Here is a 19,244-nt window from a genome sequence, read left to right as displayed (position 1 = left end):
AAATTAAGGGTACATCGTGCCGCTGAAAACAAACGATAATTTTAAAGGCAATTCTGATTAATGAGGGTACAGTGACACCCGCCCCAGCGACCGTTACCGAATGGCCGAGATGAAGCGTTACCACGACCATGCGACGGCTGGTCGGGCTGGCTCCGGAGGAGACTGCCCGGCCAGCAGCACGTCGCAGGGAGAGGCGGCGTTTCAGCTCGGGGAGGGCGGCTGCGCGCAGCCGACCGACTAGGGCGCGGTCCTGACCAAAGGGCAGGAGGGGCCAATAACACTAAAACCTAAGATTTGCGCATCACAAAACCCTAAAGATCGTTCGACACATACACCTAAATCATGTACGACGCTAAAACCTAAATCTCGAACGGAGCCGAATAATTATGCCGAGTGCCGCAGAGAAGCTTGCAAGCTCCTTGGAAGAGCTCGAGACACTACAGTCTGGTGGTTCGATTGCCATTCGCTCCAAAGACATGTCACGCACTCACCGCGAACGGCTGCTGAAGGCAGGCTTCCTGAAGGAAGTCATGAAGGGCTGGTACATCCCATCACGCCCCGATGAAAACGCCGGTGAGAGCACAGCATGGTACACATCGTTTTGGGGATTCTGCGCACAATACCTGTCAGATCGGTTTGGCACTGACTGGTCTCTGTCTCCTGAACAGTCCCTCATCATACATGCTGGAAACACGACAGTTCCTGCTCAGCTATTGGTAAGAGCGGTCAAGGGCGGAAACTCTAAGACCGATCTGCCCCACAACACGTCGCTTTTTGAGACGCGCGCAACGATCGCGTCAGATGAGGCGCTCGAAATCGTCGACAATTTACGCCTATTCTCCGTCGAGGATGCCCTAATCCTCGTTCCCGAGGTCTTCTTTCAAAACCATCCGACAGAAGCGCGCACTGTGCTTGCTATGATGCCGGATGCCTCACGGCTGCTTGGCAAGCTGTTGGACGGCGGGCACACGCGCGCGGCCGGCAGGCTTGCTGGTGCTTTCAGAAGCATTGGGTCCGAAAAGGTCGCAGACGAAATTCTTGCGGCGATGAAAGCCGCTTCGCATGACGTTCGCGAGATCAACCCCTTTGAGCAGTCGATTCTTGTGCCGAACGCCGGGCGGATCACCTCACCGCACGTGCATCGCATCCGCTTGAAGTGGGAGAGCATGCGCGACGATGTTATTGATCTCTTTCCAAAGGCCCAACCCATCACCAATGACATCGACGCCTATCTCAAGCAGATCGACGAAATCTATGTCACGGATGCGTATCATTCGCTCTCCATTGAGGGCTATCGTGTCTCGCCGGAACTGATTGACAAAGTGCGTTCGGGGACCTGGAACCCAGAAACAGATAAGCAAGACCGAGCGCTGAAAGACGCCCTTGCAGCGCGTGGATATTGGGAAGCATTTCAGAGAGTGAAGGAAAGCATTCGGGCAGTTCTGGAAGGTGCTGACGCGGGTGAGGTTGTTGAGCGCGATCTGAGTGATTGGTATCGCAACCTATTCGCACCGTCTGTCACAGCGGGCATCCTGAAGGCCTCTCAACTTGCAGGCTACCGATCGTCCCCTGTGTACATTCGGCAATCCCAGCATGTCCCAATGAGTCCTGAGGCAGTTCGAGACTGCATGCCGGTCTTCTTCGACCTGCTCAAGTCGGAAGATGACCCGACTGTTCGGATCGTCCTTGGACATTTCATCTTCGTATTTATCCATCCGTTCCTGGACGGGAACGGTCGAATAGCGCGCTTTCTGATGAACGTCATGATGGCCGCCGCCGGGCAACCATGGACAGTCATCAAGCTCGAACAGCGCGTGGCTTACATGGCCGCTTTAGAGACAGCGAGCGTGAAGGAAGGCATTCGACCGTTTGCAGCTTTTCTGGCCGAGACGAGGGCGGCACAATGACAACGAAATACCTGAGAGCAGCAGCGGCACGAACAGCGCCACATCGACAAAAAGACCCAAGCTGTTCAAATCGAAAGCAACCCCTAGGCACGACCAGTTCGCGCTATGGATCACTTCATGACTCGAGGCGGTAAGCCATGAGGTGTCGAGCCGTTCTCAACTAGAAGGCACAAGGCGACAAATACTCTCGGTCGTCGCCTGCATCGCCTCGATTGCCGCCTGCTTCAGCGAATCTTCCCGGCTGATCAACCCCAACTCTCGGCCGCCTATGGAGTCGTCAAGTTCAATGTAGGTCAGCTTTTCGCTCTTCCCCATGTAGGCGGGATTGAACGGCACGATCGACACCCCGAGACCCAATTCGACCATCGTGCAGATTGCTTCGATGTTCTCCAGCTCGACCCGGTCTTGAACACGAATGGATTGACCGTGCAGCCAGGATTCGATGTCGCCGCCGACGATGGCTTGGCGGGTGAACCGGATGAACGGATTGCGGGTCAGGATATCCCGCACGTCCGTCGATCTCTCGCTCGAAGGAGCCAGCAACATCAGTTTTTCGCGCGCAACGACGTGCCAATTCAGGCCAGGGCTGAGAACGCGTGGACGCGACACCAGCGCGAGATCAATCATGCCGCGTTCCACCTGCTCGACCAGTTGCGAGGTGAGGCCCGGAACGACGTAGATGCTGAGTTCGGGGCAAGACCGCGCCATGTCGGCGAGCGCCCTTGGGACCAGCGCGGTCAGAGTCGTGCGAACAGCACCGAGACTCAAATCCCCTGCAAGGCCCGGATCGTCTTCGTCGTGCGTCAGGGCGTCATAATCGCGGACAACGCGTCGGGCCCGATCGACAATCATGCGACCCTGCGATGTCAGGATCGGCTGGCGTTTGCTGCGGTCAAACAGCTCAATGCCCAATTCATCTTCCAGTGCCCTCATCTGCTGTCCCACCCCGGCATGGGTCAGGAAGATTCGCTCGGCCGCAGCTGAGAAACTGCCGTTTTCGGCAACAGCAATCAGGGTACGCAACTGTCTCACGGTCATGCCAACACCCTAGATGAAAGTTTCTGTTTACCTTACCGTCAAATATTACTCGTTATAGAAACATAATTTTTACTGCTAGCAAACCCGGGATCAAGGCGCCGCAGGGATTCGGAGTGTGGCGCGATGCAAACCCAGGGAGGATCACATGGATCGCAGAACTCTTTTGAAATCATCCGGCGCACTCGCCGCACTGACCTTCATGCCCGTCCGGGCCTTCGCGGACGGTGGCCGCATCGAGGTGTCGCTCGATACCGGGCCCAACCACGTGCGCAACCTGTCAATGGAGGCGCTTGCCAAAGAAATCGGCGACGCATCCAGCGGCCAGCTGGAGATGAAAGTTTTCCACGGCGCCTCGAAATACAAAGGCGCGGACGTGCCGATTGCCGTGGCGCAAGGCGCTCTCGACATGGGCGTTCCGGGAACCTGGCAAATGGGTAAGGCCGTGCCTGACTACAACATCACGGCGCTGCCGATGATGTACGGTGTCGGCTACGAGGACCAATATGCGGTTTGGGATGGGCCGGCCGGACAAGCGCTGAACAAGAAGCTGGAAGACAAGCTGAAGATCAAAGTCATTGGACGCTGGATCAACCTCGGCTTCGCGCAGATGTTCTTTACCGACAAGCGCGTGACCAGCCATGCCGACCTGGCCGGTATGAAGATGCGTGCGCCGGGTGGTGCTGCAAACCTGGCACGGTTCAAGGCCTTTGACGCCACCGCGGTATCCATCCCGTTCTCGGATTTGGCACAGGCGCTCCAGCGCCAGACGGTGGATGGGGTTCTGACGACGCATGAATCCGTGCGCTCGTCCAAGCTTTGGGATTCCGGCCTGAAGTATTGCTACGAGGATAACCAGACCCTGTTCCAATACGTCCCGGTCATGAGCGCACGCGCGTGGGATCGTCTCGGCGAAGACGGCCAGGCTTTGCTGACCTCGCTTTGGGAAGAAAAGGTCGACGGAGTTCGGGCCTTGGCCGTGGAGCGCCAGCAATCGGCCCGTGTCGAAGGGGCAGAAAACGGCATCGAAACGATCGAAGCCTCTGCAGAAGACCTGGCCGCTATGCGCGAAAAGCTGATGACCGATCAGGATGCGCTTGTGGAAGAGCTACGCATTGATCCGGCCATCGTCGAGCTGGCTCAGGCGACCCTCGCTTCCCGTCAAAGTTGACATTTTCCAACGCGATCCGGGCCACATCTGGCCCGGACTTTTCATCAAGGAGGCAGCGATGCAGTCCTTTCTCAAAGTGTTGCGTCAAGCAGAGGATGCGTTCATGGGTTTGGCCGGGCTGGCCGCCCTTGGGCTGGTCTGCTTTGACGTCGTCACCCGGTACTTCTTTCCCGCCTACCTTCAGGATTGGACCGGCGAGGTGACCATCTACCTGACCGCCGCAGCGATGCTGCTGGGAGGCGGCCTCCTTGTTCAGGAAAACAGGCATATCCGCGCCGATCTGTTCACACGGCGCATGCCTGTTCCAGCTCAACGCGGGCTTGAAATCGCTGCCGTGATTGCCGGACTGGCCTTTTGCCTGCTCGTGGCCTGGTACGGGATAAAAGCAGTGGAGTTCAGCCGGATGCTGGACGTCCGCTCCGAAAGCTCGATCCAGTTCCCGCTGTGGATCTTCTATCTCTGCCTCCCGATCGCCTTCGGCCTGATGGCCCTGCGTTATCTGCACCGGCTCTATGTCGTGATCGCCCGGTTCGACCCGGCGATGCTGGAAGCCGACAACCACGAACATCCCCTGGAGGATTGAGCCCATGCCCCCCGTCGCTGTCATCGCCACCTTCTTCACGCTGCTCGCCAGTGGGTTGCCGATTTTCCTGGTCCTGGGTGGTCTGGCCCTGTTCCTCGTCTGGATCGAGGGAGAGCCGCTGATCGGTTTCAGCCAGCTGTTTCTGGACCACCTCAATTCACAAACCCTGATCGCGATCCCATTCTTCGTCATGGCGGCCACCTTCATGAACCGAGGCGGCATCGCCAAGGCCCTGGTCGACTGCGCCTATTCCTGGGTCGGCTGGATGCGCGGCGGTCTTGCCATTGTCTGCGTGGTGGCCACGACAATCTTTGCCGCGATTTCCGGGTCGTCCGTCGCCACCGCCATGGCAATGGGCACGCTGCTAGTGCCCGCCATGCTCGCCAAGAACTACGAGGAGAAATTCGCGCTCGGCGTAGTTGGCGCCTCCGGCACCCTGGGCATCCTGATCCCGCCGTCGCTGGCGATGATCGTCTTTGCCATCATCGCCGAGGAATCCGTGCCGCGGCTGTTCATGGCCGGTGTCATTCCGGGGTTGATGCAGGCCGGTCTCTTCGTGCTGTGGATCATGTTCTACACCCGGCGCAAGAACTATCCCAAGGGCGATCCGATCTCGCGCGAAGACTTCGTGTCGGTGAACGTGCGCGCCATTCCCGCCCTGCTGCTTCCGGTCATCATCCTCGGCGGCATCTATTCGGGCATCGTGACCGTGACCGAAGCCGCAGGCGTGGCCGCTGTCGTCGCCATCGTCATCTCGCTCTTGGTCTACAAGGGCTGCACGCTGAAGGACGTGCCCGGCATCGTCGCAGAAGCCATGCGCCTGACCGCGACAATCCTGTTCATCATCCTTGGCGCCCTGGCCTTCGGCCATTGGATCACTGACAGCGGCATGGCCGAAAGCCTCGTGACCTTCGTGACCGAGCACGAACTCAGCCGCTGGCAGTTCCTGCTGCTGATCAACCTGCTGATGCTGGGCCTCGGCATGTTCCTCGAAGTGATCGCGGTCATCCTCATCGTCGTGCCGCTGGTCCTGCCGCTGCTCAAGCCGATGGGCGTCGATCCGGTTCACTTCGCGATGATCATCACGATCAACATGGAACTGGCGCTGCTGACGCCGCCGGTCGGGCTCAACCTCTTCGTGCTGTCCTCGATCACCGGTGCGCCGGTGGAGCGGGTGGCGCGCGGTGTCCTGCCCTTCGTGGTGATCATGGTCCTGCTTCTGCTGCTGATCACCTTCGTCCCCGAGATTTCCCTGTTCCTGCCGAACCTGATGTTCGGCTGATCCGAAAGGTAGACACATGACACATCCCCTTTCCCCGATGACTGCCACGGATTCCCCGCTCTTTGGTGCCGGCTTTTCCTCCAAGGACATGCGCACCTTGTTCTCACCCGAAAGCTATGTGGCCTATTGCGTCGAGGTCGAAGTCGCCCTTGCAAGGGTCCAGGCCAAGCTCGGGTTGATCCCAGCGGATGCGGCCCAAGGGATCGAAGCCGCCGCGAAAACCTGCAGCTTCGACATGGACCGCCTGGCGCGTGAGACCGAGATCGTCGGCTACCCGATCCTGCCAATTGTCGAACAGCTTTCGGCCCATGCCGGCGATGCCGGTCGATACCTGCACTGGGGGGCGACCACGCAGGATATCATGGACAGCGCGACAATCCTGCAAATCCGTAGCGCACTCGACCTAATCGAGGACGGGCTGAGCAGCACCTGCTCAGCGCTGGAAAACCTGGCCGAGACCCATTGCGACACGCCCATGGCCGGCCGCACGCACCTTCAGCACGCCTTGCCGATCACCTTCGGCTACAAGGCCGCCGTCTGGCTCAGCGCCCTGCGGCGCCACCAGCAGCGGCTCGCTGAACTGCGGCCGCGCATACTATGCGTGGAGTTTTCAGGGGCCTCCGGGACACTTGCCTCACTGGGCAAGGACGGGCTGGCCGTCCAGAAGGCACTGGCCGAAGACCTGGGTCTGCGGCAGCCGGACATCACCTGGCACTCTGCCCGCGACGGTATTTCCGAGGCACTGAACCTCTTGGCAATGATCGGTGGCAGCCTGGGCAAGGTCGCCTTCGACATCTCGATCATGATGACCACCGAACTGGCGGAAGTGGCCGAGCCATTCGTCCGCCACCGCGGTGCCTCGTCGACCATGCCGCAAAAGGCCAATCCGATCAGTTGCGAGTTGATCCTGGCCAGCGCGCGGGTCTTGCGTCAACACGCTGGACTGGGCCTCGATGCGATGATCCATGACTTCGAGCGCGCCACCGGACCGTGGCACCTGGAATGGATCGCTGTCCCGGAAGCCTTTGGCCATTGTTCGGCGATATTGGGCCACGCGACCTTCATGCTGTCCGGCCTTCAGGTGTTTCCGCAAAACATGCGGCGCAACCTCGACAGCACACGCGGATTGATCGTGGCGGAAGCGGTGATGATGGCGCTGGCCCCCTATACCGGCCGCGTGCCCGCGCATGATCTTGTCTATGCCGGGTGCCGCGCCGCGATTGAAAAGGGCACGAGCCTCTTCGAGGTACTGTCGCAAACGCCGGAAGTCGTACAGCACTTGGACGCGCAAGCGCTGCAACGCCTGACGGAGCCATCCAACTATCTGGGCTCGGCCCAAGAAATGGTGCGTCGCGTGCTGTCGCGGCAAACCAAGGCGGCCGCCGAATAGGACAGAAGGGAGCGAGTTAGCCCGACAATGCCCGTACAGTTTGTATTGGCATGAACAAGCGTAAGGGCTGATCGGGCAAAGGAATGAAGCCGAAGGACTCGTAGTATGCTTTTCGGCGTGCCACCGTTTCGGGGTTTCCGCAGTCGAACACATCGAGGAGGACAGCACAGGTTCCGATTTCGTCTGAGACGCGCCCAATCCGGCTGAGCGCATCAGCAAGCAATGCGCTGCCCAGGCCCTTCCCTTGCATGGTCCGATCGACGCCGATCATAGAAATGAACGCGGCTGGCAGCATGCCGTGCCTCGGCGCCTTCTTGGCCAACGCTTCCGGCATGTCTTCCGCGACGACGGCATGCATGTTGATTCCGTAGAACCCAAGGGTGTTGCGGTCCTCGTCGAGCACGATCCAGATCCGGACGACATCAGCCTTCGACCCCTTCTTGGCCGTCAGCTTCAGGTAATTGTCGATCTGAGGCACACCACAGGAAAAAGCCGTTCGATCCTGGCTCTTGGCATCGAACGGCTCGATTGTGAACTTGGCGTCGACGGCGGCGTCAGTCGGCATTCGCGATCAGTGTCTCGCGCAATGCAAACGCCTGCTTCAGCCGATTGTTCGGCTTCGGAGGGTTTTCGAGCGCGCCAAAGAACGCAGCACGATCCGCCTCGCTCTCCAACGCCGTCAACTTGTGAGCTTCAATCGTCGTCTGCGCGGCCTTGTATGCAGCGCTCACAACAAATGAACTCACCTCGACACCGCTCAAGGCTGCTGCACGACTGATCGCATCCTTCACCGAAGGCTGCGTACGCGCTTCCAGCCGAGCGCTCTTGGGCTCGTCGACAGCGACAGTGCTATCCTCAAACGCCAACATGGTTGCCTCCTTGATCCGGAACGACGTCAAGCGGCAAGATGCCGCTCACACGTAGCTATGTACGGCATATCGGCGTACATGTCAAGTGTACGGCGATATGCCGTACGTCGAGGCGAAGCCCGGCTAACACGTTCTATGGGCGAGAGGCAAACTCACTTTTCTCGAACGGTCGTACCCGGGTTCGCCTTGCCATGCTTTGCCGTCACGAAGCGCCCGGAAACTGCGCTCCGATAGCTGCCACCGGTAGAACCGCTCTTGCCAGGCGCTTCTTTTACCGTGGTGCGCGGATGTGACTTCCCATAAGCCTTTGTCACGTACCGCCCCGATTTCGCGCTGCGATAGCTCCCGCCGTTGCCTTTGCCTGCCATCTGAATTCTCCTTCTCAAGTCTGGCGTGTTATTTGGTCCCTCCGAGGCGGAGGGCTGGTTGGGTTCCAAACAAACCGAAGCACCTCCGCTGTAGGCCTGCGGGTCTTCATTGCAAAATCCAGTAGCTCAGAACCGGAGGTGTTCTTCTGGTCAGATGACCGACAGCACTGTGCGTATTTCCCGAATGGATGTTCACATCCGCAAAACTCATCGTCGCCGAGTTCGAGCAGTCTCTCAGCTGCAATCGGCACAGATTGCCGGCCGGGCCATTTTCCGTATTTCTCGAGGTAGAGATGCCGCACGGCCCAGAGGCTATAAAGGTCGAGCAGTCCGGTCACCGTCCCGCCGGGAAGCCATGTCTTGTCTCTTGGCTCGAATGCGCAAATCGAGCCATCGGGAAAATTCGAATGCCGCGGCCCGATCCATGTTTTGCTGACAGCAGTGGTCCAAAAGCCCCAGGCTCGAACCGGCCTCCTGGTGGTGTAGGGAAGTTGAATGGCAAATGCGGCTCTCCTACCGAGGCCTTCGATCAGATCGCTCTCAGCGAAGAGCCACATCTGCCTTTCTTGAGGAAACGCGAGGAGACCCGGGTAAGCGTCCCGGCATTCCCCTATGCCTTCCGCATAGCGAGACCGTAGTCCTGACTGGACGAACGGTGCTCCGGAATCGGGCGACCGGGATTGTCCGGTCGTCCCTTGCCCTCCGGCGGGCCATTCCCACGGTCGGGTTGCGGATCGTGTCGATTGGTGCCGTGCATCGGCTTTCTCCTGGCCCGAAGGTTTCAAGACAACCGAGGAGTTGTCGGGCCGAATGACCCCCCGATTGAACACGGTCGGCAGGATGCCAGCGTCGAGGCCCAAGCCGATGGCCTTTAGATCGTCCTCGATGCTCTTCCTCATATTGAACCGCCCCATTTGCCGCAGCGTCTATGCTTTACGGATTCGCAACAGTGTTGCTATAATGAAATCCTGAAACAACACATACGGGGCCAAAATGAAAATTGCAAGAGTCGAACACTATGCCTAGTGTGCAATTCGACGGGAACGGCTTCTACGCCGCGTTGGACGCGGTACGGGAGGAACGGAAGCTCACCTGGAGAAAGGTTGCAGAACAGTCGGGAGTGAGCGCTTCATCGCTCACGCGGATCTCGCAAGGGAAGAGACCGGATGTAGACAGCCTAGCATCTCTGTGTTCATGGGCGAAACTGAGCGCCGATGATTTCATGCGCGCGCACGACAGCAGTCAGAATGGCGAGCCATCGTCGTTGACCAAAGCACTGATGTTGTTCCGCGCAGACCCAAACTTAGGAAAAGAACAGGCAGACGCTCTCGAGCGCATCATTCAATCCGCATATGAGGGCCTGAGGACGCACTGATGGCACTAAGGCGGGGCTTCAAGACCGATGCGGAATGGTACGCTCAGGATGTTCGACGCGAACTCGGCATCCCTGAAACCGGAAAACTGTGCCCATGGAGGCTCGCAAAACACCTTGAGCACATCGTTGTTGACCTTTCGTCATTCAAGAAAGAGCACCCACTCGACGTCGCACGCCTTCGGAAATGCACAGGCGCAAAGGGATTTTCTGCAGTCACCATTCACAAGGGTACTGCGCGGCTTGTGATCTTGAACGATGGCCACGAGAAGCCACGTCAAACGGCGGATCTTGCTCACGAACTGGCACACGGGCTCCTTCATCACGTCCCGCTGCCTTTGAGTGATGAAACTGGTGTACGCATGTTCAATGCCCGAGATGAAGAGGAGGCGCATTGGCTGGGACCAACGCTGTTGGTCCCAGGCCCCGCCGCCCACGCGATTGCGAGACAACGCGTTTCGATTGAAATAGCGGCAGCGCAGTATGGTGTGAGTGAGGAGTTAATGCGTATGCGGCTGAACATGACTGGCGCGTTTAAGCGCGCAAAAGCGGCAGGCTGGCGTTGACGTCTTATCCCGTCCTCGCAGAAACCTCCGCCTAGCTCGAGCTGTCTCGATCGAGGCTTTCAAATGCCTCGTATAAGGATAGGGATCGCCTGGGTAGGGTAGCCAACATCTCATCGACATCGAGCGCATATCGGTTCAGTAGGAAGGTGTCAGGTTTTCGGCGGATCTCGTAAAACTTCACCGTCGTGGGCCGATCTTCCAACGCCCTGACGACAGCATATTTGACTGCTAGCGGGCACCTCATCCCGAAGACAACCTCCTCCAATTCGATCGGAGAGTCCTGTGCACCACGTCGACCGATGAGCCGCCATTCTTTCTCGTAGCGCCAGTCCTGAGCTTTCTTCAGAAGTACAGCGTCGTCGACGACCTGGCGGGCGCCGCGATCACCATCTAACATTGCGAGAACCATACTGGCCGCGACCATACTGCTGCCACCGTACTTGATCTTGAAGACCTTGTTGGCGGCTTGTTCAGGCAGCGAGTACCCGATGGCGAGGCCTCGGTGTTGATCGCCGTAGTGGCTCCACATCAATGGACAATTATTGCGTTCGGCAAGGGACACGATGCCACCATCGTATCGACGGAGCAGTTCTTGCTGGATGGCTTGACCGAGAAGGACGGCAACCGGGTTCTCCAATTGCAGATCGGGATCTGTGGCGTTGTACCGGATATCAGAAATGATCTGCTCCGCCTGACGCCGGCTAAGCTTTAAGATGTGATCACGTGTCTTCGGTCCCCTGTATCGTATCGTCGAAGCTGCCGCACTCAACTCGCCGTGCACGCGATGCTCGATCAGTTTGATCAGCATGATTTCCAACTGATCTTCAGCCAAATCGATCTCGATGCTTGGCTTCGTGTCCAAAGGATCGTTGAAGGTACTGGGGTCAGCGAAATAGAGTTGGTCTTCGACCAAGCCGCTGAGCGTTCTGTCCGAAAACGCCCGATACTTGTAGAGTCGACGGGGGGTTTTCAACTACTTTCACCTCCTAGTTCGAGCTCCGGCAGGTCCCGCAAACTCTGCAGGTCGAACGTCACCAGAAACGTCTCCGTCGTCACGAAGGTATGCGGCGCCCCGGGCCGCGGCGACCTTGGCCCGCTGGCGATCAGGTCCTTGTAGCGCAGCCGGGCCAACAGATCGCGGCTGACTTCCTTGCCAAAGATGTCGGCCAGGCCGGCCCGGTCGATGGGCTGGTGATAGGCGATGGCGCAGAGCACCCCCATTTCCATCTCGGTGAAGGCGAGCGGCTGCTCCCCGAGATCGGCGGCCGCCTTGATAGCCTCGGCGAACTGCGGTCGGGTCCGGAACATCCAGCCGCCGGCCACCTGTGCCAACTCATAGGGACGGCCAATCAACTCTGCCTGGATGTCGTCGATCAGCATCTCCACGGAGGCCCCCTGCCCCACCACGCGGGCCAGCTCCTCGCGGCTGACTGGCGAGGTGCTGGCGAACAGCACAGCCTCGATCCGCCCCATCCATTCGCGCCAGCGCTGCTCCTGCGGCAGATCGTCGAGTTCCCGGTCAAATTCAGCACCGCCCTCGTCCGCTGGTTTTCGCTTCCGGGTCGCGGTCGTCATGGTGCGATTCCATAGAGCCGAAACGTCGGTCGCCCGGTCAGTTCCCGCGCCACGCTCAGCTCGGCCAGCCGGTCGCAAAACCGCCGTGCAGCGCGGTCGGTCATGGAGATCGAGGTGCCCCGGATGCGCGGCGACAGCATTGACGCCGGTGCCACGGCATCCTCGGACAGGAACAGCTCGACGGCGGCGTCCGATCCTTTTGCTCGCAGTTTCGGTGCCACGGCACGAAGCGCTTCTGCGCGACGGGCAAGATCCCGCGCCATCCGGATCGTCCCTTCGGTGGACTCGAGGATACGGGCCTGAACCGCCAGTTCGACCCCCGGCCCGTTCGCGGTTAGGTCGCGTAGCGCCGTCTTCGTCAGGTGCTGCGCCGAAACCGGCAGCACATTCTTCCAGTTCAGCGCCCGCGCCAGGACGATATCCGACACTAGGCAGGCGACCCTCTCCGCCCGGTCGTCGGCGTCGAGCACGGCACGAAGAACGGAAACGCAGCCGGCCAATGGCCCATGGGTCCGGGCGCGCTCTTGCCCGGCGTCCAGCCACACACCCACCTCGCCTGCAAGGTCCGCGCCGATTAGGTCGGCTATCTCACCCGCCCCGCCTGCCCGCAGGCGTACGGCCTCACGCCAGAAGGCCAACAGATCTCCGTCTGGACCCCGCGCCTCGCCCCGCGGCGTTAGGTGGTAGGCGTCGCGGATATCCGCCTCCCGCGCCAGACGTCCTTCCAGTTTCGAGGTCGTGGTCGCTGCGCTCAGGGCCAAACGATTGGCCAGCAGTTTCACCGGCACGCCATACCGAGGATTGCTCACCAACTGATCCAGCACCGTCAGCGCCGCCCCTGACCGAAAGGCCACAATTTCAAGGGTTTCAGCACGCCGGGAGGTGACCCAGGGGGGCAGCTGCGGTAGGGTGGTCGGGTCGTCGGAGATCGTGGCGGACTGATATGTCATGTCACAACACTAGTCTCTCGCGGCGCTTTTGGCCACCATATAGTGTGGAAACCGCCCCGCTCTGCAGGTTGTCGCTATGTCCGATAAGTTTGCATTATCGGACGTAATCATGATATGCTCGAATACATGAATAGTCTCACAAATAGCAGCACCAAAATCGAGAAATCTGACACGCCTGAGGCTGAGACTTCGAGCTCGGCGTCCCATGATGCGCCTAACGGGAACGAGCGAGACGAGAAAGTCACTCTGGACGGGGCCTCAATCGCCCTGCCCTCTCATGTTGCCGGGTCCGGCACCCTCGATCGCTTGGTTGAGAACGCCCGCGACTATGCCAAGGCCTCGACCGCCGAGAACACCAACAAGGCCTATGCCGCCGACTGGAAGCATTTTGCGCGCTGGTGCAGGCTGAAAGGAACGGACCCGCTGCCTCCATCACCGGAAATGATCGGCCTCTACCTGACTGACTTGGCCGCGCCGACAGGCCCCTCCCCTGCTCTTTCCGTCAGTACGATAGACCGCCGCCTGTCCGGACTTGCCTGGAACTACGCGCAGCGTGGGTTCCCTTTGGATCGAAAAGACCGCCACATCGCCACCGTCCTGGCTGGGATCAAGCGCAAACATGCCCGCCCCCCGGTTCAGAAGGAAGCGATCCTGCCCGAAGACATTCTCGCCATGGTGGCTACTTTGGGCTTCGATCTACGCGGGCTGCGCGACCGGGCCATCTTGCTCCTAGGATACGCGGGGGGTCTCAGACGCTCCGAAATCGTCAGCCTCGATCACGGCAAAGATGTCACCCCCGACAGCGGCGGCTGGGTCGAGATCCTCGAGGACGGAGCGGTCCTGACGCTGAACGCCAAGACCGGCTGGCGCGAGGTTGAGATTGGCCGCGGGTCAACGGACCAGACCTGCCCCGTCCACGCGCTCGAGCGATGGTTGCACTTCGCAAAGATCGACTTCGGTCCGGTCTTCGTCGGCACCTCCCGTGATGGTAAGAAGGCTCTGGAGACGCGACTGAACGACAAACACGTCGCCCGTCTGATCAAGCGCACGGTCCTGGACGCAGGCATTCGATCCGAGCTACCCGAGAAAGAGCGCCTAGCGCTGTTCTCCGGACACTCGCTGCGCGCCGGCCTCGCCAGCTCAGCCGAAGTTGATGAACGCTACGTCCAGAAACAGCTCGGACACGCCTCGGCCGAGATGACCCGGCGCTACCAGCGCCGTCGCGACCGGTTCCGGGTGAACCTGACCAAAGCCGCCGGTCTCTGACCCCCTGCCCTATCACGCCGCCTGCCCGCTGAGCCTGCCATAGAAGCTGCGCTCGAGGTGCAACTCCCCTGCCCCGGCTTTCTCGACCATGCCGCGCAGATATCCGCCCGGCGAGGAAACCTCCCCTGTGCTGTGTTTCTCGAAGACAAGCGCAAATGCTGCCGTTGCCACTTGAGTGCCCATTCTGTCCTGCGCCGCGTTCCAGGCATGCTCCGAGATCCCGATCATTGGCCTAAGTTGCCCCGCAACCCGATGCAGATCGCCCCAATCCTTCAGGAATCCACCTAGATTGCGCGCCCAGGATGCGAATTCCGGACAGGCCTGCATGATTGTCGGAAGATCGAGCGCCGTCCGTTTCTTGCGCACTTCGGCCACCCAGTCTTCCAGCTCCTTATCAACCCGATCCTCGGTGTGAGCATTGGGTACCACGGCCGCCGCTTCCTCTTTTTCAGAGGAATTACGAGTTACAGGATCAAGTTGGTTTGTAATTAGTATATGAGGGTCAGAAATGGCCTCCCTGGGGTTCATTTTTTGAGTCTTTTCGAAGACTTGTGCCTTGGTTTCAGGCGTGTTTTCCACAGGCTGGACACCCTCCGTTGCCTTGAGATAGGCCGCCTCGACACGCTCCTGGAGCTCCTTGAACCATGTTAGCAGCCGCACAAGCTGTTCTGAGGTTTCATGGCGGCGCGGAAGCCGGTCCAGAAGCTCCTCGAAGAGACCCGTGAATTGAGTCCAGGGCCCTCGTAGCGCGCTGCTGACGGCCGCCTCGATCCGCGCGCGGATCATACGGCGTGCAACCGTGATCTGGCGCTTCAGGCGCTGACAGAGCTCGCGCTCGGCCTGCAAATCGGTATGAAGCTCCTCGAACTCCTCGACTCGCGCCGACAGCGGCGACAAATCAAAGCCATAGGCCTCGACGATGCGCCCCTCGGCGTCCCTGCGGCCCCATCGCTTGCCGTTTGGGCTGTCCTGGAAGGAGATCACGCCGATCTCGGCCAGCCGTCGCGCATGGCGTTTCAGCGCGGACAGCGAGAACCCGGTCTGCTCCATCAGATAGGCGTTTGACGCCCAGACGATCGGGCGCTGCCCCTCCTCCCAGTCCTGGGCTTGGGTAAACGCTCCGAGCGTGTCGAGGAGCATCATGTCTCCGGCCTTGAGGCCAATGTAGGCCCCCACCCGCTTCACTGCCACGAAGGCTCGTGTTTTGGGTACAGCTACCTGTTCACCGGCTTGGGCAAGTTGCTCTGCAATGCCAAGACCCGGTGTCGGCTTGCGCCAACCTGTATGTTCCATGCCTGTTTCTCACCTCCAGTTATGTGGAGGCAAAAGAAAGCCGTTCGCCGAAGTGGCGTTCTTGTTGACAGTGATTCGCGGGAGAGATATCTTCTAAGCGACCAAACTTTTCAGATTAGCTCTCAGGCCACGCTGCTTGGGGGCTTTTCTTTTGCCTAGATCATTGTTCTGACTGCTCCTCTTTCGTCGCGAGGAATTCACTGTACAGCTGATCGAGCCGGCCCGAGAGAAAGTCCCCGAACTCGGTCGAGTCTTGCGCCGTGAGTGAAATGCTGAATGCCTTTCCGGATCGGCCGATGACGCCTTTGATGCGGCCTTTGCCGGCGGTCCAAGTACGTTTCTTGGGCGTGGCACGCGTTTTTCGGCTTTTCGGCGCCCTGCCCGCTTCTGCTAGCTTGCTGTGCAGGAACTCGAAGCGTGCATCGCTATCGAGACCCTGAAAACCGTCGAACTCCAAAGCTCCTTTGAGGATCTTCTCATTCTTGGGCTCCGAGGCCAACTTCTTGAAATCCTCCCAACGATCACGCCCGATCTGCTTGGCTGGGCCAATCTGTTCGATGACGTTCCGCGGGACGTTCTGCGCCACTGAAAGCATGCGCGAAAGCAAAGTACCGTCAATGGTCAGGGCGGACTGGATCACGTCCTTTGCTTGCCCCATATCCAAAAGGCTCTTCGCAAATAGGGCCTTCTCAATAAATGAGAGATCTGCGCGCGCAGTGTTCTCCTGCCCTTGAGCAAGAATGTGGGCCACGTCGTCCATCGGCTTTACAACTGCGCGAACCTTACGGCCGAGCGCCGATGCAACTCGCACACGGCGATGCCCGAAGACGATCATGTAGCGACCATCTGCTTCTGGATGCGGTCGAAGCAATACCGGTGTGTCCTGGCGACCGGCCGCGATCGATGCTTTCAGTTCGTTGAACGCAATATCGTCATCACTAAGCCGATCCGAGACGAATGACACATCGATCAATTGCGGATCGATCTCGACAATGGTCTCGCCTTCAAGAAGACGCTTCGAGTTCTCCGCAAGGCTATCAATCGAAACCTTCATCGATTTCGAAGCACCGCGCATTGCGTATCCAGAGCGACCGGAATCCTTGGGCTGCTCCGGCGAGCCGGCCATGACGCTCTTCAGGAGGTCTTTGCGCGCCATCAAGCCATCTCCTTTTCGTCAGAATCCAACCTACGCGCTGCGCGCATTTCGACAGTTGCACGGCTGTCAAAACTGGCTCTCTGCACGGCTGTCAAAACCTCATTCATTCACGCCCCCAAGCCTTGTGGATCAGTTCGGCGATCTCGTCGTTCACATCATTCAACGAAGTCACTGCACGGTCGTAAGTAGTCCGCACGAACTGAGACCGCTCAACTTCGTAAAGCGTCTGTTTGGTGATCCCAGCGTCGGAGATCGCCGTAGATTTTAGCACAGGAGCCGACAGCATCTGATTTGGAAACATCGCCTGGAGGAACCCAACCATCTGCTTCTGGGGGCCGTCCGTTGGTTCAAATCGCGTTACAAGGTAACGGAACCACTTCAGGCGCATGTTCGCTCCAGCGTCACGGATCGTCTTCATGATCCCGCCCAGCATCAGGAGAAATTGGCTCATCGACATGACGTCCAGCATCTGAGGATGGACCGTCACAATGACCGAGGAAGAAGCCGTGAGAGCAGTGAGTGTGAGGTAGCCCAGCTGAGGAGGGCAATCGATCACAACCACGTCATAGCGGTCATCAACCTCGCTAAGCGCCTTCGATATACGAGTGAAGAAGGTACGGCCCTCATGGGGATCGCTACTCGTCAAAGCAACAGGGGTATCGTATTCGTACTCTTGAAGCTCGAGACTTGCCGGAACGATATCTAGGTTGGGAAAATTTGTTGGCCGGATCACCTCTGTGATCGGCTTGCGCTCGTCATCATACCGAAGTGTCTCGTAGAGCGAAGGCACGTTGTCGAGTTCAGGCTGAATGCCGTGCAAAGCTGTGAACGACGCTTGAGGGTCCAAGTCGATCGCAAGAACTCGATGCCCTTTCAACGCCAAGTGCTGCGCGAGGTGAGCGGAGGTAGTGGTCTTTCCCGAGCCCCCTTTGAAGTTCACGACAGACACGACGTGCAGTTCTTCGCCAGGTTGCCGATAGGGGACATAACGGCGTTTTCCGGGGCGGCCATGCTTGTCGAGATAAGCTCTCAGTTCCAGCATCTGCTCGGCCGAGTAGCTGCGCCTCCCGGACGACGATGTTTCAGGTTCAGGACCTTTGCCTTCGAGATGAAGCTTCTTAATGGTCGACTGCGTCACGCCGAGATAGTAGGCAACCTCGGCCAATGAAAACTGACGTAGACCTTTTTGAGCGTCGGGAGGATACTGTTCCTGACGCAACATATTGAGGCGGTCGGAAATCAACTCTCCTTGCTGTAGGATGATCTCGTCGAAGGATTGATCCTTCGTATCAGCCGTAAAAGACCGTTCTCGCATCTGCCTGCCCTCTAAATATCGCTTTTTCGGCGATTTCGCTCTTTAAACTGTCATCTACACGGAAAAATGAGTCTTAACAACGATTTTCACCCGATGGCTCGAACTCCACCGAGACACCTGCCGGCATAGATGTTCCGACAAATTGTAGTGATCGCGGAAGATGGCCGCCCAATATATGGGAACTTTTTCGACATCAGCAGATCAGAAGTTGACCTAGACTTCGCGTCTCTCCCGTCGCAATTATTTGTTTTTATTGCCTTTTCTATCTTTGCACGGCTGTCAAAACGGAACCAACTCGAGGCATAGACGCGCCTGTGCAAGCCGGAAAACCAAGACAAGGAAGCAGTATGTGTCAGCACGAACTTGGATCCGATCTGCAATCATTTACTTCGGCCAAGCGTATCCACCAGGGTACTCTAAAACATAAGCAAGTCTTACCAGAGGGAAGATAAACAGCGGGAATCGGCTGGGTAGCCCCAGCCGATTCTATGCTTCACGCTGCGTCTTTGGGACCCCAGGGGATGACGGCCTGCAGGGACAGATCGTCCTGGTTCGCGGCCTTGCCGAGGTTGGCGTTGAAGCCGTGGTCGCGGATGGTCAGCGTGAAGTAGTCGGCGCCGGTCTCCTTGTTCTGCTTCTTCCAGATGCCGCCGCACTCAACCAGCTTGCCGCGCGGGGAGCGGCCGAGGACGCGGTGCGCGGGGGCCAAAGGGTTCGTGCTCGCGACGGGTTCGACCGTGATGTCGAGATCGAAGGTCAGGGTCGAGATGGAGCCGACGCCCTTTGCGGTTTCGATGTCGGCGCTGGTGAATTTGATGCAGCTCGTGGTCATAGCTCTTCTCCTTGTTTGTGTAGCAATGATGGTCACCTGGCAGCTGGCCAAGGCCCGGCCAGACCGAAGGCGAAGCGTGAGCGGAGAGGGGCAGGCGCCGGTCTTTTTGGTCCGTGAGGAATGGCCCACCCCTGTTCTTTGGCGGGTTAGGGGGAAAAGATCGGCGGCGACCTTTGTGGACGGGACGACAGCTGCGACCAGCATGTCATGCAACTCAGACAAAGGGAGAAGAGCGGTTGGTCCTCCCCCACTGAAGTGGTCCACCGTTATGTTAAGGAAAACGGAGGGCCAAGATGGCTACGAAGAGACACAAG

General features: G+C 58.8%; 19 protein-coding genes. 8 read left to right on the top strand and 11 right to left on the bottom strand.

What is annotated here, in order from left to right; translation table 11 throughout:
- Positions 1-419: 419 nt before the first annotated feature.
- Positions 420-1,907: a Fic family protein gene (locus ACI3GR_RS19890; RefSeq protein ID WP_407496994.1), complete on the top strand. Its 1,488-nt coding sequence runs from the start codon at positions 420-422 to the stop codon at positions 1,905-1,907.
- Positions 1,908-2,063: 156 nt separating this feature from the next.
- Here the strand turns inward: ACI3GR_RS19890 and ACI3GR_RS19885 are convergent, their stop codons facing one another.
- Positions 2,064-2,945, bottom strand: a complete 882-nt coding sequence (locus ACI3GR_RS19885) for a LysR substrate-binding domain-containing protein (protein ID WP_407496992.1) — start codon at positions 2,943-2,945, stop codon at positions 2,064-2,066.
- Positions 2,946-3,090: 145 nt separating this feature from the next.
- Here ACI3GR_RS19885 and dctP point away from each other — a divergent pair, with 145 nt between their 5' ends.
- Genes dctP through ACI3GR_RS19865 form a run of 4 tightly spaced genes read left to right on the top strand, consistent with a single transcriptional unit; the run spans position 3,091 to position 7,368 of the window.
- Positions 3,091-4,113, top strand: coding sequence for a TRAP transporter substrate-binding protein DctP (gene dctP, locus ACI3GR_RS19880; protein WP_407496990.1), 1,023 nt, complete (start codon positions 3,091-3,093; stop codon positions 4,111-4,113).
- Between the two features lie 58 nt (positions 4,114-4,171).
- Positions 4,172-4,696 carry a TRAP transporter small permease gene (locus ACI3GR_RS19875; protein ID WP_407496988.1) on the top strand — a complete coding sequence of 175 codons (525 nt, stop codon included), beginning with the start codon at positions 4,172-4,174 and terminating at the stop codon, positions 4,694-4,696.
- 4 nt (positions 4,697-4,700) lie between these two features.
- Positions 4,701-5,978 carry a TRAP transporter large permease gene (locus ACI3GR_RS19870; RefSeq protein WP_407496986.1) on the top strand — a complete coding sequence of 426 codons (1,278 nt, stop codon included), beginning with the start codon at positions 4,701-4,703 and terminating at the stop codon, positions 5,976-5,978.
- A 16-nt stretch (positions 5,979-5,994) separates the two neighbouring features.
- Positions 5,995-7,368: a class-II fumarase/aspartase family protein gene (locus ACI3GR_RS19865; protein WP_407496984.1), complete on the top strand. Its 1,374-nt coding sequence runs from the start codon at positions 5,995-5,997 to the stop codon at positions 7,366-7,368.
- Between the two features lie 16 nt (positions 7,369-7,384).
- On the opposite strand, the gene ACI3GR_RS19860 is transcribed toward ACI3GR_RS19865, so the two are convergent.
- The 3 genes from ACI3GR_RS19860 to ACI3GR_RS19850 all read right to left on the bottom strand — a co-directional run bounded on the left by ACI3GR_RS19860 (position 7,385) and on the right by ACI3GR_RS19850 (position 8,605).
- Entirely contained in the window at positions 7,385-7,933 is a 549-nt protein-coding gene (locus ACI3GR_RS19860; protein ID WP_407496982.1) for a GNAT family N-acetyltransferase, read from the bottom strand.
- Entirely contained in the window at positions 7,923-8,237 is a 315-nt protein-coding gene (locus tag ACI3GR_RS19855; RefSeq protein ID WP_407496980.1) for a type II toxin-antitoxin system TacA family antitoxin, read from the bottom strand. Before ACI3GR_RS19855 ends, ACI3GR_RS19860 begins: the two co-directional genes overlap by 11 nt.
- Positions 8,238-8,389: 152 nt before the next feature.
- A complete protein-coding gene (locus ACI3GR_RS19850; protein WP_407496978.1) occupies positions 8,390-8,605 on the bottom strand; it encodes a hypothetical protein in 216 nt (71 codons plus the stop codon).
- 1,018 nt (positions 8,606-9,623) lie between these two features.
- On the opposite strand from ACI3GR_RS19850, the gene ACI3GR_RS19845 reads away from it, so the two are divergent.
- Both ACI3GR_RS19845 and ACI3GR_RS19840 read left to right on the top strand, forming a co-directional pair.
- Entirely contained in the window at positions 9,624-9,980 is a 357-nt protein-coding gene (locus ACI3GR_RS19845) for a helix-turn-helix domain-containing protein (protein ID WP_133357971.1), read from the top strand.
- Positions 9,980-10,543 (top strand): ImmA/IrrE family metallo-endopeptidase, encoded by a 564-nt coding sequence (locus ACI3GR_RS19840; RefSeq protein ID WP_407496976.1) that lies wholly within the window; start codon positions 9,980-9,982, stop codon positions 10,541-10,543. Before ACI3GR_RS19845 ends, ACI3GR_RS19840 begins: the two co-directional genes overlap by 1 nt.
- 31 nt (positions 10,544-10,574) lie before the next feature.
- On the opposite strand, the gene ACI3GR_RS19835 is transcribed toward ACI3GR_RS19840, so the two are convergent.
- The 3 genes from ACI3GR_RS19835 to ACI3GR_RS19825 are packed head-to-tail and all read right to left on the bottom strand — an operon-like array spanning position 10,575 to position 13,068.
- On the bottom strand, positions 10,575-11,516 hold the full coding sequence (locus ACI3GR_RS19835) for a DUF2971 domain-containing protein (protein WP_407496974.1): 942 nt from the start codon (positions 11,514-11,516) through the stop codon (positions 10,575-10,577).
- Positions 11,513-12,118: an SMC-Scp complex subunit ScpB gene (scpB, locus tag ACI3GR_RS19830; protein WP_407496972.1), complete on the bottom strand. Its 606-nt coding sequence runs from the start codon at positions 12,116-12,118 to the stop codon at positions 11,513-11,515. Before scpB ends, ACI3GR_RS19835 begins: the two co-directional genes overlap by 4 nt.
- Positions 12,115-13,068, bottom strand: a complete 954-nt coding sequence (locus ACI3GR_RS19825; protein WP_407496970.1) for a DUF1403 family protein — start codon at positions 13,066-13,068, stop codon at positions 12,115-12,117. The genes scpB and ACI3GR_RS19825 overlap by 4 nt, the downstream gene beginning before the upstream one ends.
- 114 nt (positions 13,069-13,182) lie before the next feature.
- Between ACI3GR_RS19825 and ACI3GR_RS19820 the strand changes: the two genes are divergently transcribed.
- A complete protein-coding gene (locus ACI3GR_RS19820; RefSeq protein ID WP_235891504.1) occupies positions 13,183-14,334 on the top strand; it encodes a tyrosine-type recombinase/integrase in 1,152 nt (383 codons plus the stop codon).
- 12 nt (positions 14,335-14,346) lie between these two features.
- On the opposite strand, the gene repC is transcribed toward ACI3GR_RS19820, so the two are convergent.
- From repC to ACI3GR_RS19800, 4 genes are all read right to left on the bottom strand, one after another.
- Entirely contained in the window at positions 14,347-15,627 is a 1,281-nt protein-coding gene (gene repC / locus ACI3GR_RS19815) for a plasmid replication protein RepC (RefSeq protein ID WP_204114535.1), read from the bottom strand.
- A 160-nt stretch (positions 15,628-15,787) separates the two neighbouring features.
- Positions 15,788-16,783 carry a plasmid partitioning protein RepB gene (repB, locus tag ACI3GR_RS19810; RefSeq protein WP_043755191.1) on the bottom strand — a complete coding sequence of 332 codons (996 nt, stop codon included), beginning with the start codon at positions 16,781-16,783 and terminating at the stop codon, positions 15,788-15,790.
- 103 nt (positions 16,784-16,886) lie between these two features.
- On the bottom strand, positions 16,887-18,098 hold the full coding sequence (gene repA, locus ACI3GR_RS19805) for a plasmid partitioning protein RepA (RefSeq protein WP_142494387.1): 1,212 nt from the start codon (positions 18,096-18,098) through the stop codon (positions 16,887-16,889).
- A 493-nt stretch (positions 18,099-18,591) separates the two neighbouring features.
- On the bottom strand, positions 18,592-18,930 hold the full coding sequence (locus ACI3GR_RS19800) for a DUF736 domain-containing protein (protein WP_142494386.1): 339 nt from the start codon (positions 18,928-18,930) through the stop codon (positions 18,592-18,594).
- Positions 18,931-19,244 lie beyond the last annotated feature (314 nt).

It is taken from the genome of Pseudooceanicola aestuariicola, from assembly GCF_045763785.1.
Taxonomy (GTDB): Bacteria; Pseudomonadota; Alphaproteobacteria; order Rhodobacterales; family Rhodobacteraceae; genus Pseudooceanicola.
This window is presented reverse-complemented; position numbering and strand designations above follow the sequence as displayed.

What these genes read in the sequence shown, in the direction of transcription:
- ACI3GR_RS19840 (WP_407496976.1), top strand. Translation starts at nt 9,980, where the DNA reads ATGGCACTAAGGCGGGGCTTCAAGACCGATGCGGAATGGTACGCTCAG.
- ACI3GR_RS19870 (WP_407496986.1), top strand. Translation starts at nt 4,701, where the DNA reads ATGCCCCCCGTCGCTGTCATCGCCACCTTCTTCACGCTGCTCGCCAGT.
- ACI3GR_RS19850 (WP_407496978.1), bottom strand. Translation starts at nt 8,605, where the DNA reads ATGGCAGGCAAAGGCAACGGCGGGAGCTATCGCAGCGCGAAATCGGGG.
- repA (WP_142494387.1), bottom strand. Translation starts at nt 18,098, where the DNA reads ATGCGAGAACGGTCTTTTACGGCTGATACGAAGGATCAATCCTTCGAC.
- ACI3GR_RS19800 (WP_142494386.1), bottom strand. Translation starts at nt 18,930, where the DNA reads ATGACCACGAGCTGCATCAAATTCACCAGCGCCGACATCGAAACCGCA.
- ACI3GR_RS19820 (WP_235891504.1), top strand. Translation starts at nt 13,183, where the DNA reads ATGCTCGAATACATGAATAGTCTCACAAATAGCAGCACCAAAATCGAG.
- repB (WP_043755191.1), bottom strand. Translation starts at nt 16,783, where the DNA reads ATGGCGCGCAAAGACCTCCTGAAGAGCGTCATGGCCGGCTCGCCGGAG.
- ACI3GR_RS19885 (WP_407496992.1), bottom strand. Translation starts at nt 2,945, where the DNA reads ATGACCGTGAGACAGTTGCGTACCCTGATTGCTGTTGCCGAAAACGGC.
- scpB (WP_407496972.1), bottom strand. Translation starts at nt 12,118, where the DNA reads ATGACGACCGCGACCCGGAAGCGAAAACCAGCGGACGAGGGCGGTGCT.
- ACI3GR_RS19875 (WP_407496988.1), top strand. Translation starts at nt 4,172, where the DNA reads ATGCAGTCCTTTCTCAAAGTGTTGCGTCAAGCAGAGGATGCGTTCATG.
- dctP (WP_407496990.1), top strand. Translation starts at nt 3,091, where the DNA reads ATGGATCGCAGAACTCTTTTGAAATCATCCGGCGCACTCGCCGCACTG.
- ACI3GR_RS19860 (WP_407496982.1), bottom strand. Translation starts at nt 7,933, where the DNA reads ATGCCGACTGACGCCGCCGTCGACGCCAAGTTCACAATCGAGCCGTTC.
- ACI3GR_RS19865 (WP_407496984.1), top strand. Translation starts at nt 5,995, where the DNA reads ATGACACATCCCCTTTCCCCGATGACTGCCACGGATTCCCCGCTCTTT.
- ACI3GR_RS19825 (WP_407496970.1), bottom strand. Translation starts at nt 13,068, where the DNA reads ATGACATATCAGTCCGCCACGATCTCCGACGACCCGACCACCCTACCG.
- ACI3GR_RS19855 (WP_407496980.1), bottom strand. Translation starts at nt 8,237, where the DNA reads ATGTTGGCGTTTGAGGATAGCACTGTCGCTGTCGACGAGCCCAAGAGC.
- repC (WP_204114535.1), bottom strand. Translation starts at nt 15,627, where the DNA reads ATGGAACATACAGGTTGGCGCAAGCCGACACCGGGTCTTGGCATTGCA.
- ACI3GR_RS19845 (WP_133357971.1), top strand. Translation starts at nt 9,624, where the DNA reads ATGCCTAGTGTGCAATTCGACGGGAACGGCTTCTACGCCGCGTTGGAC.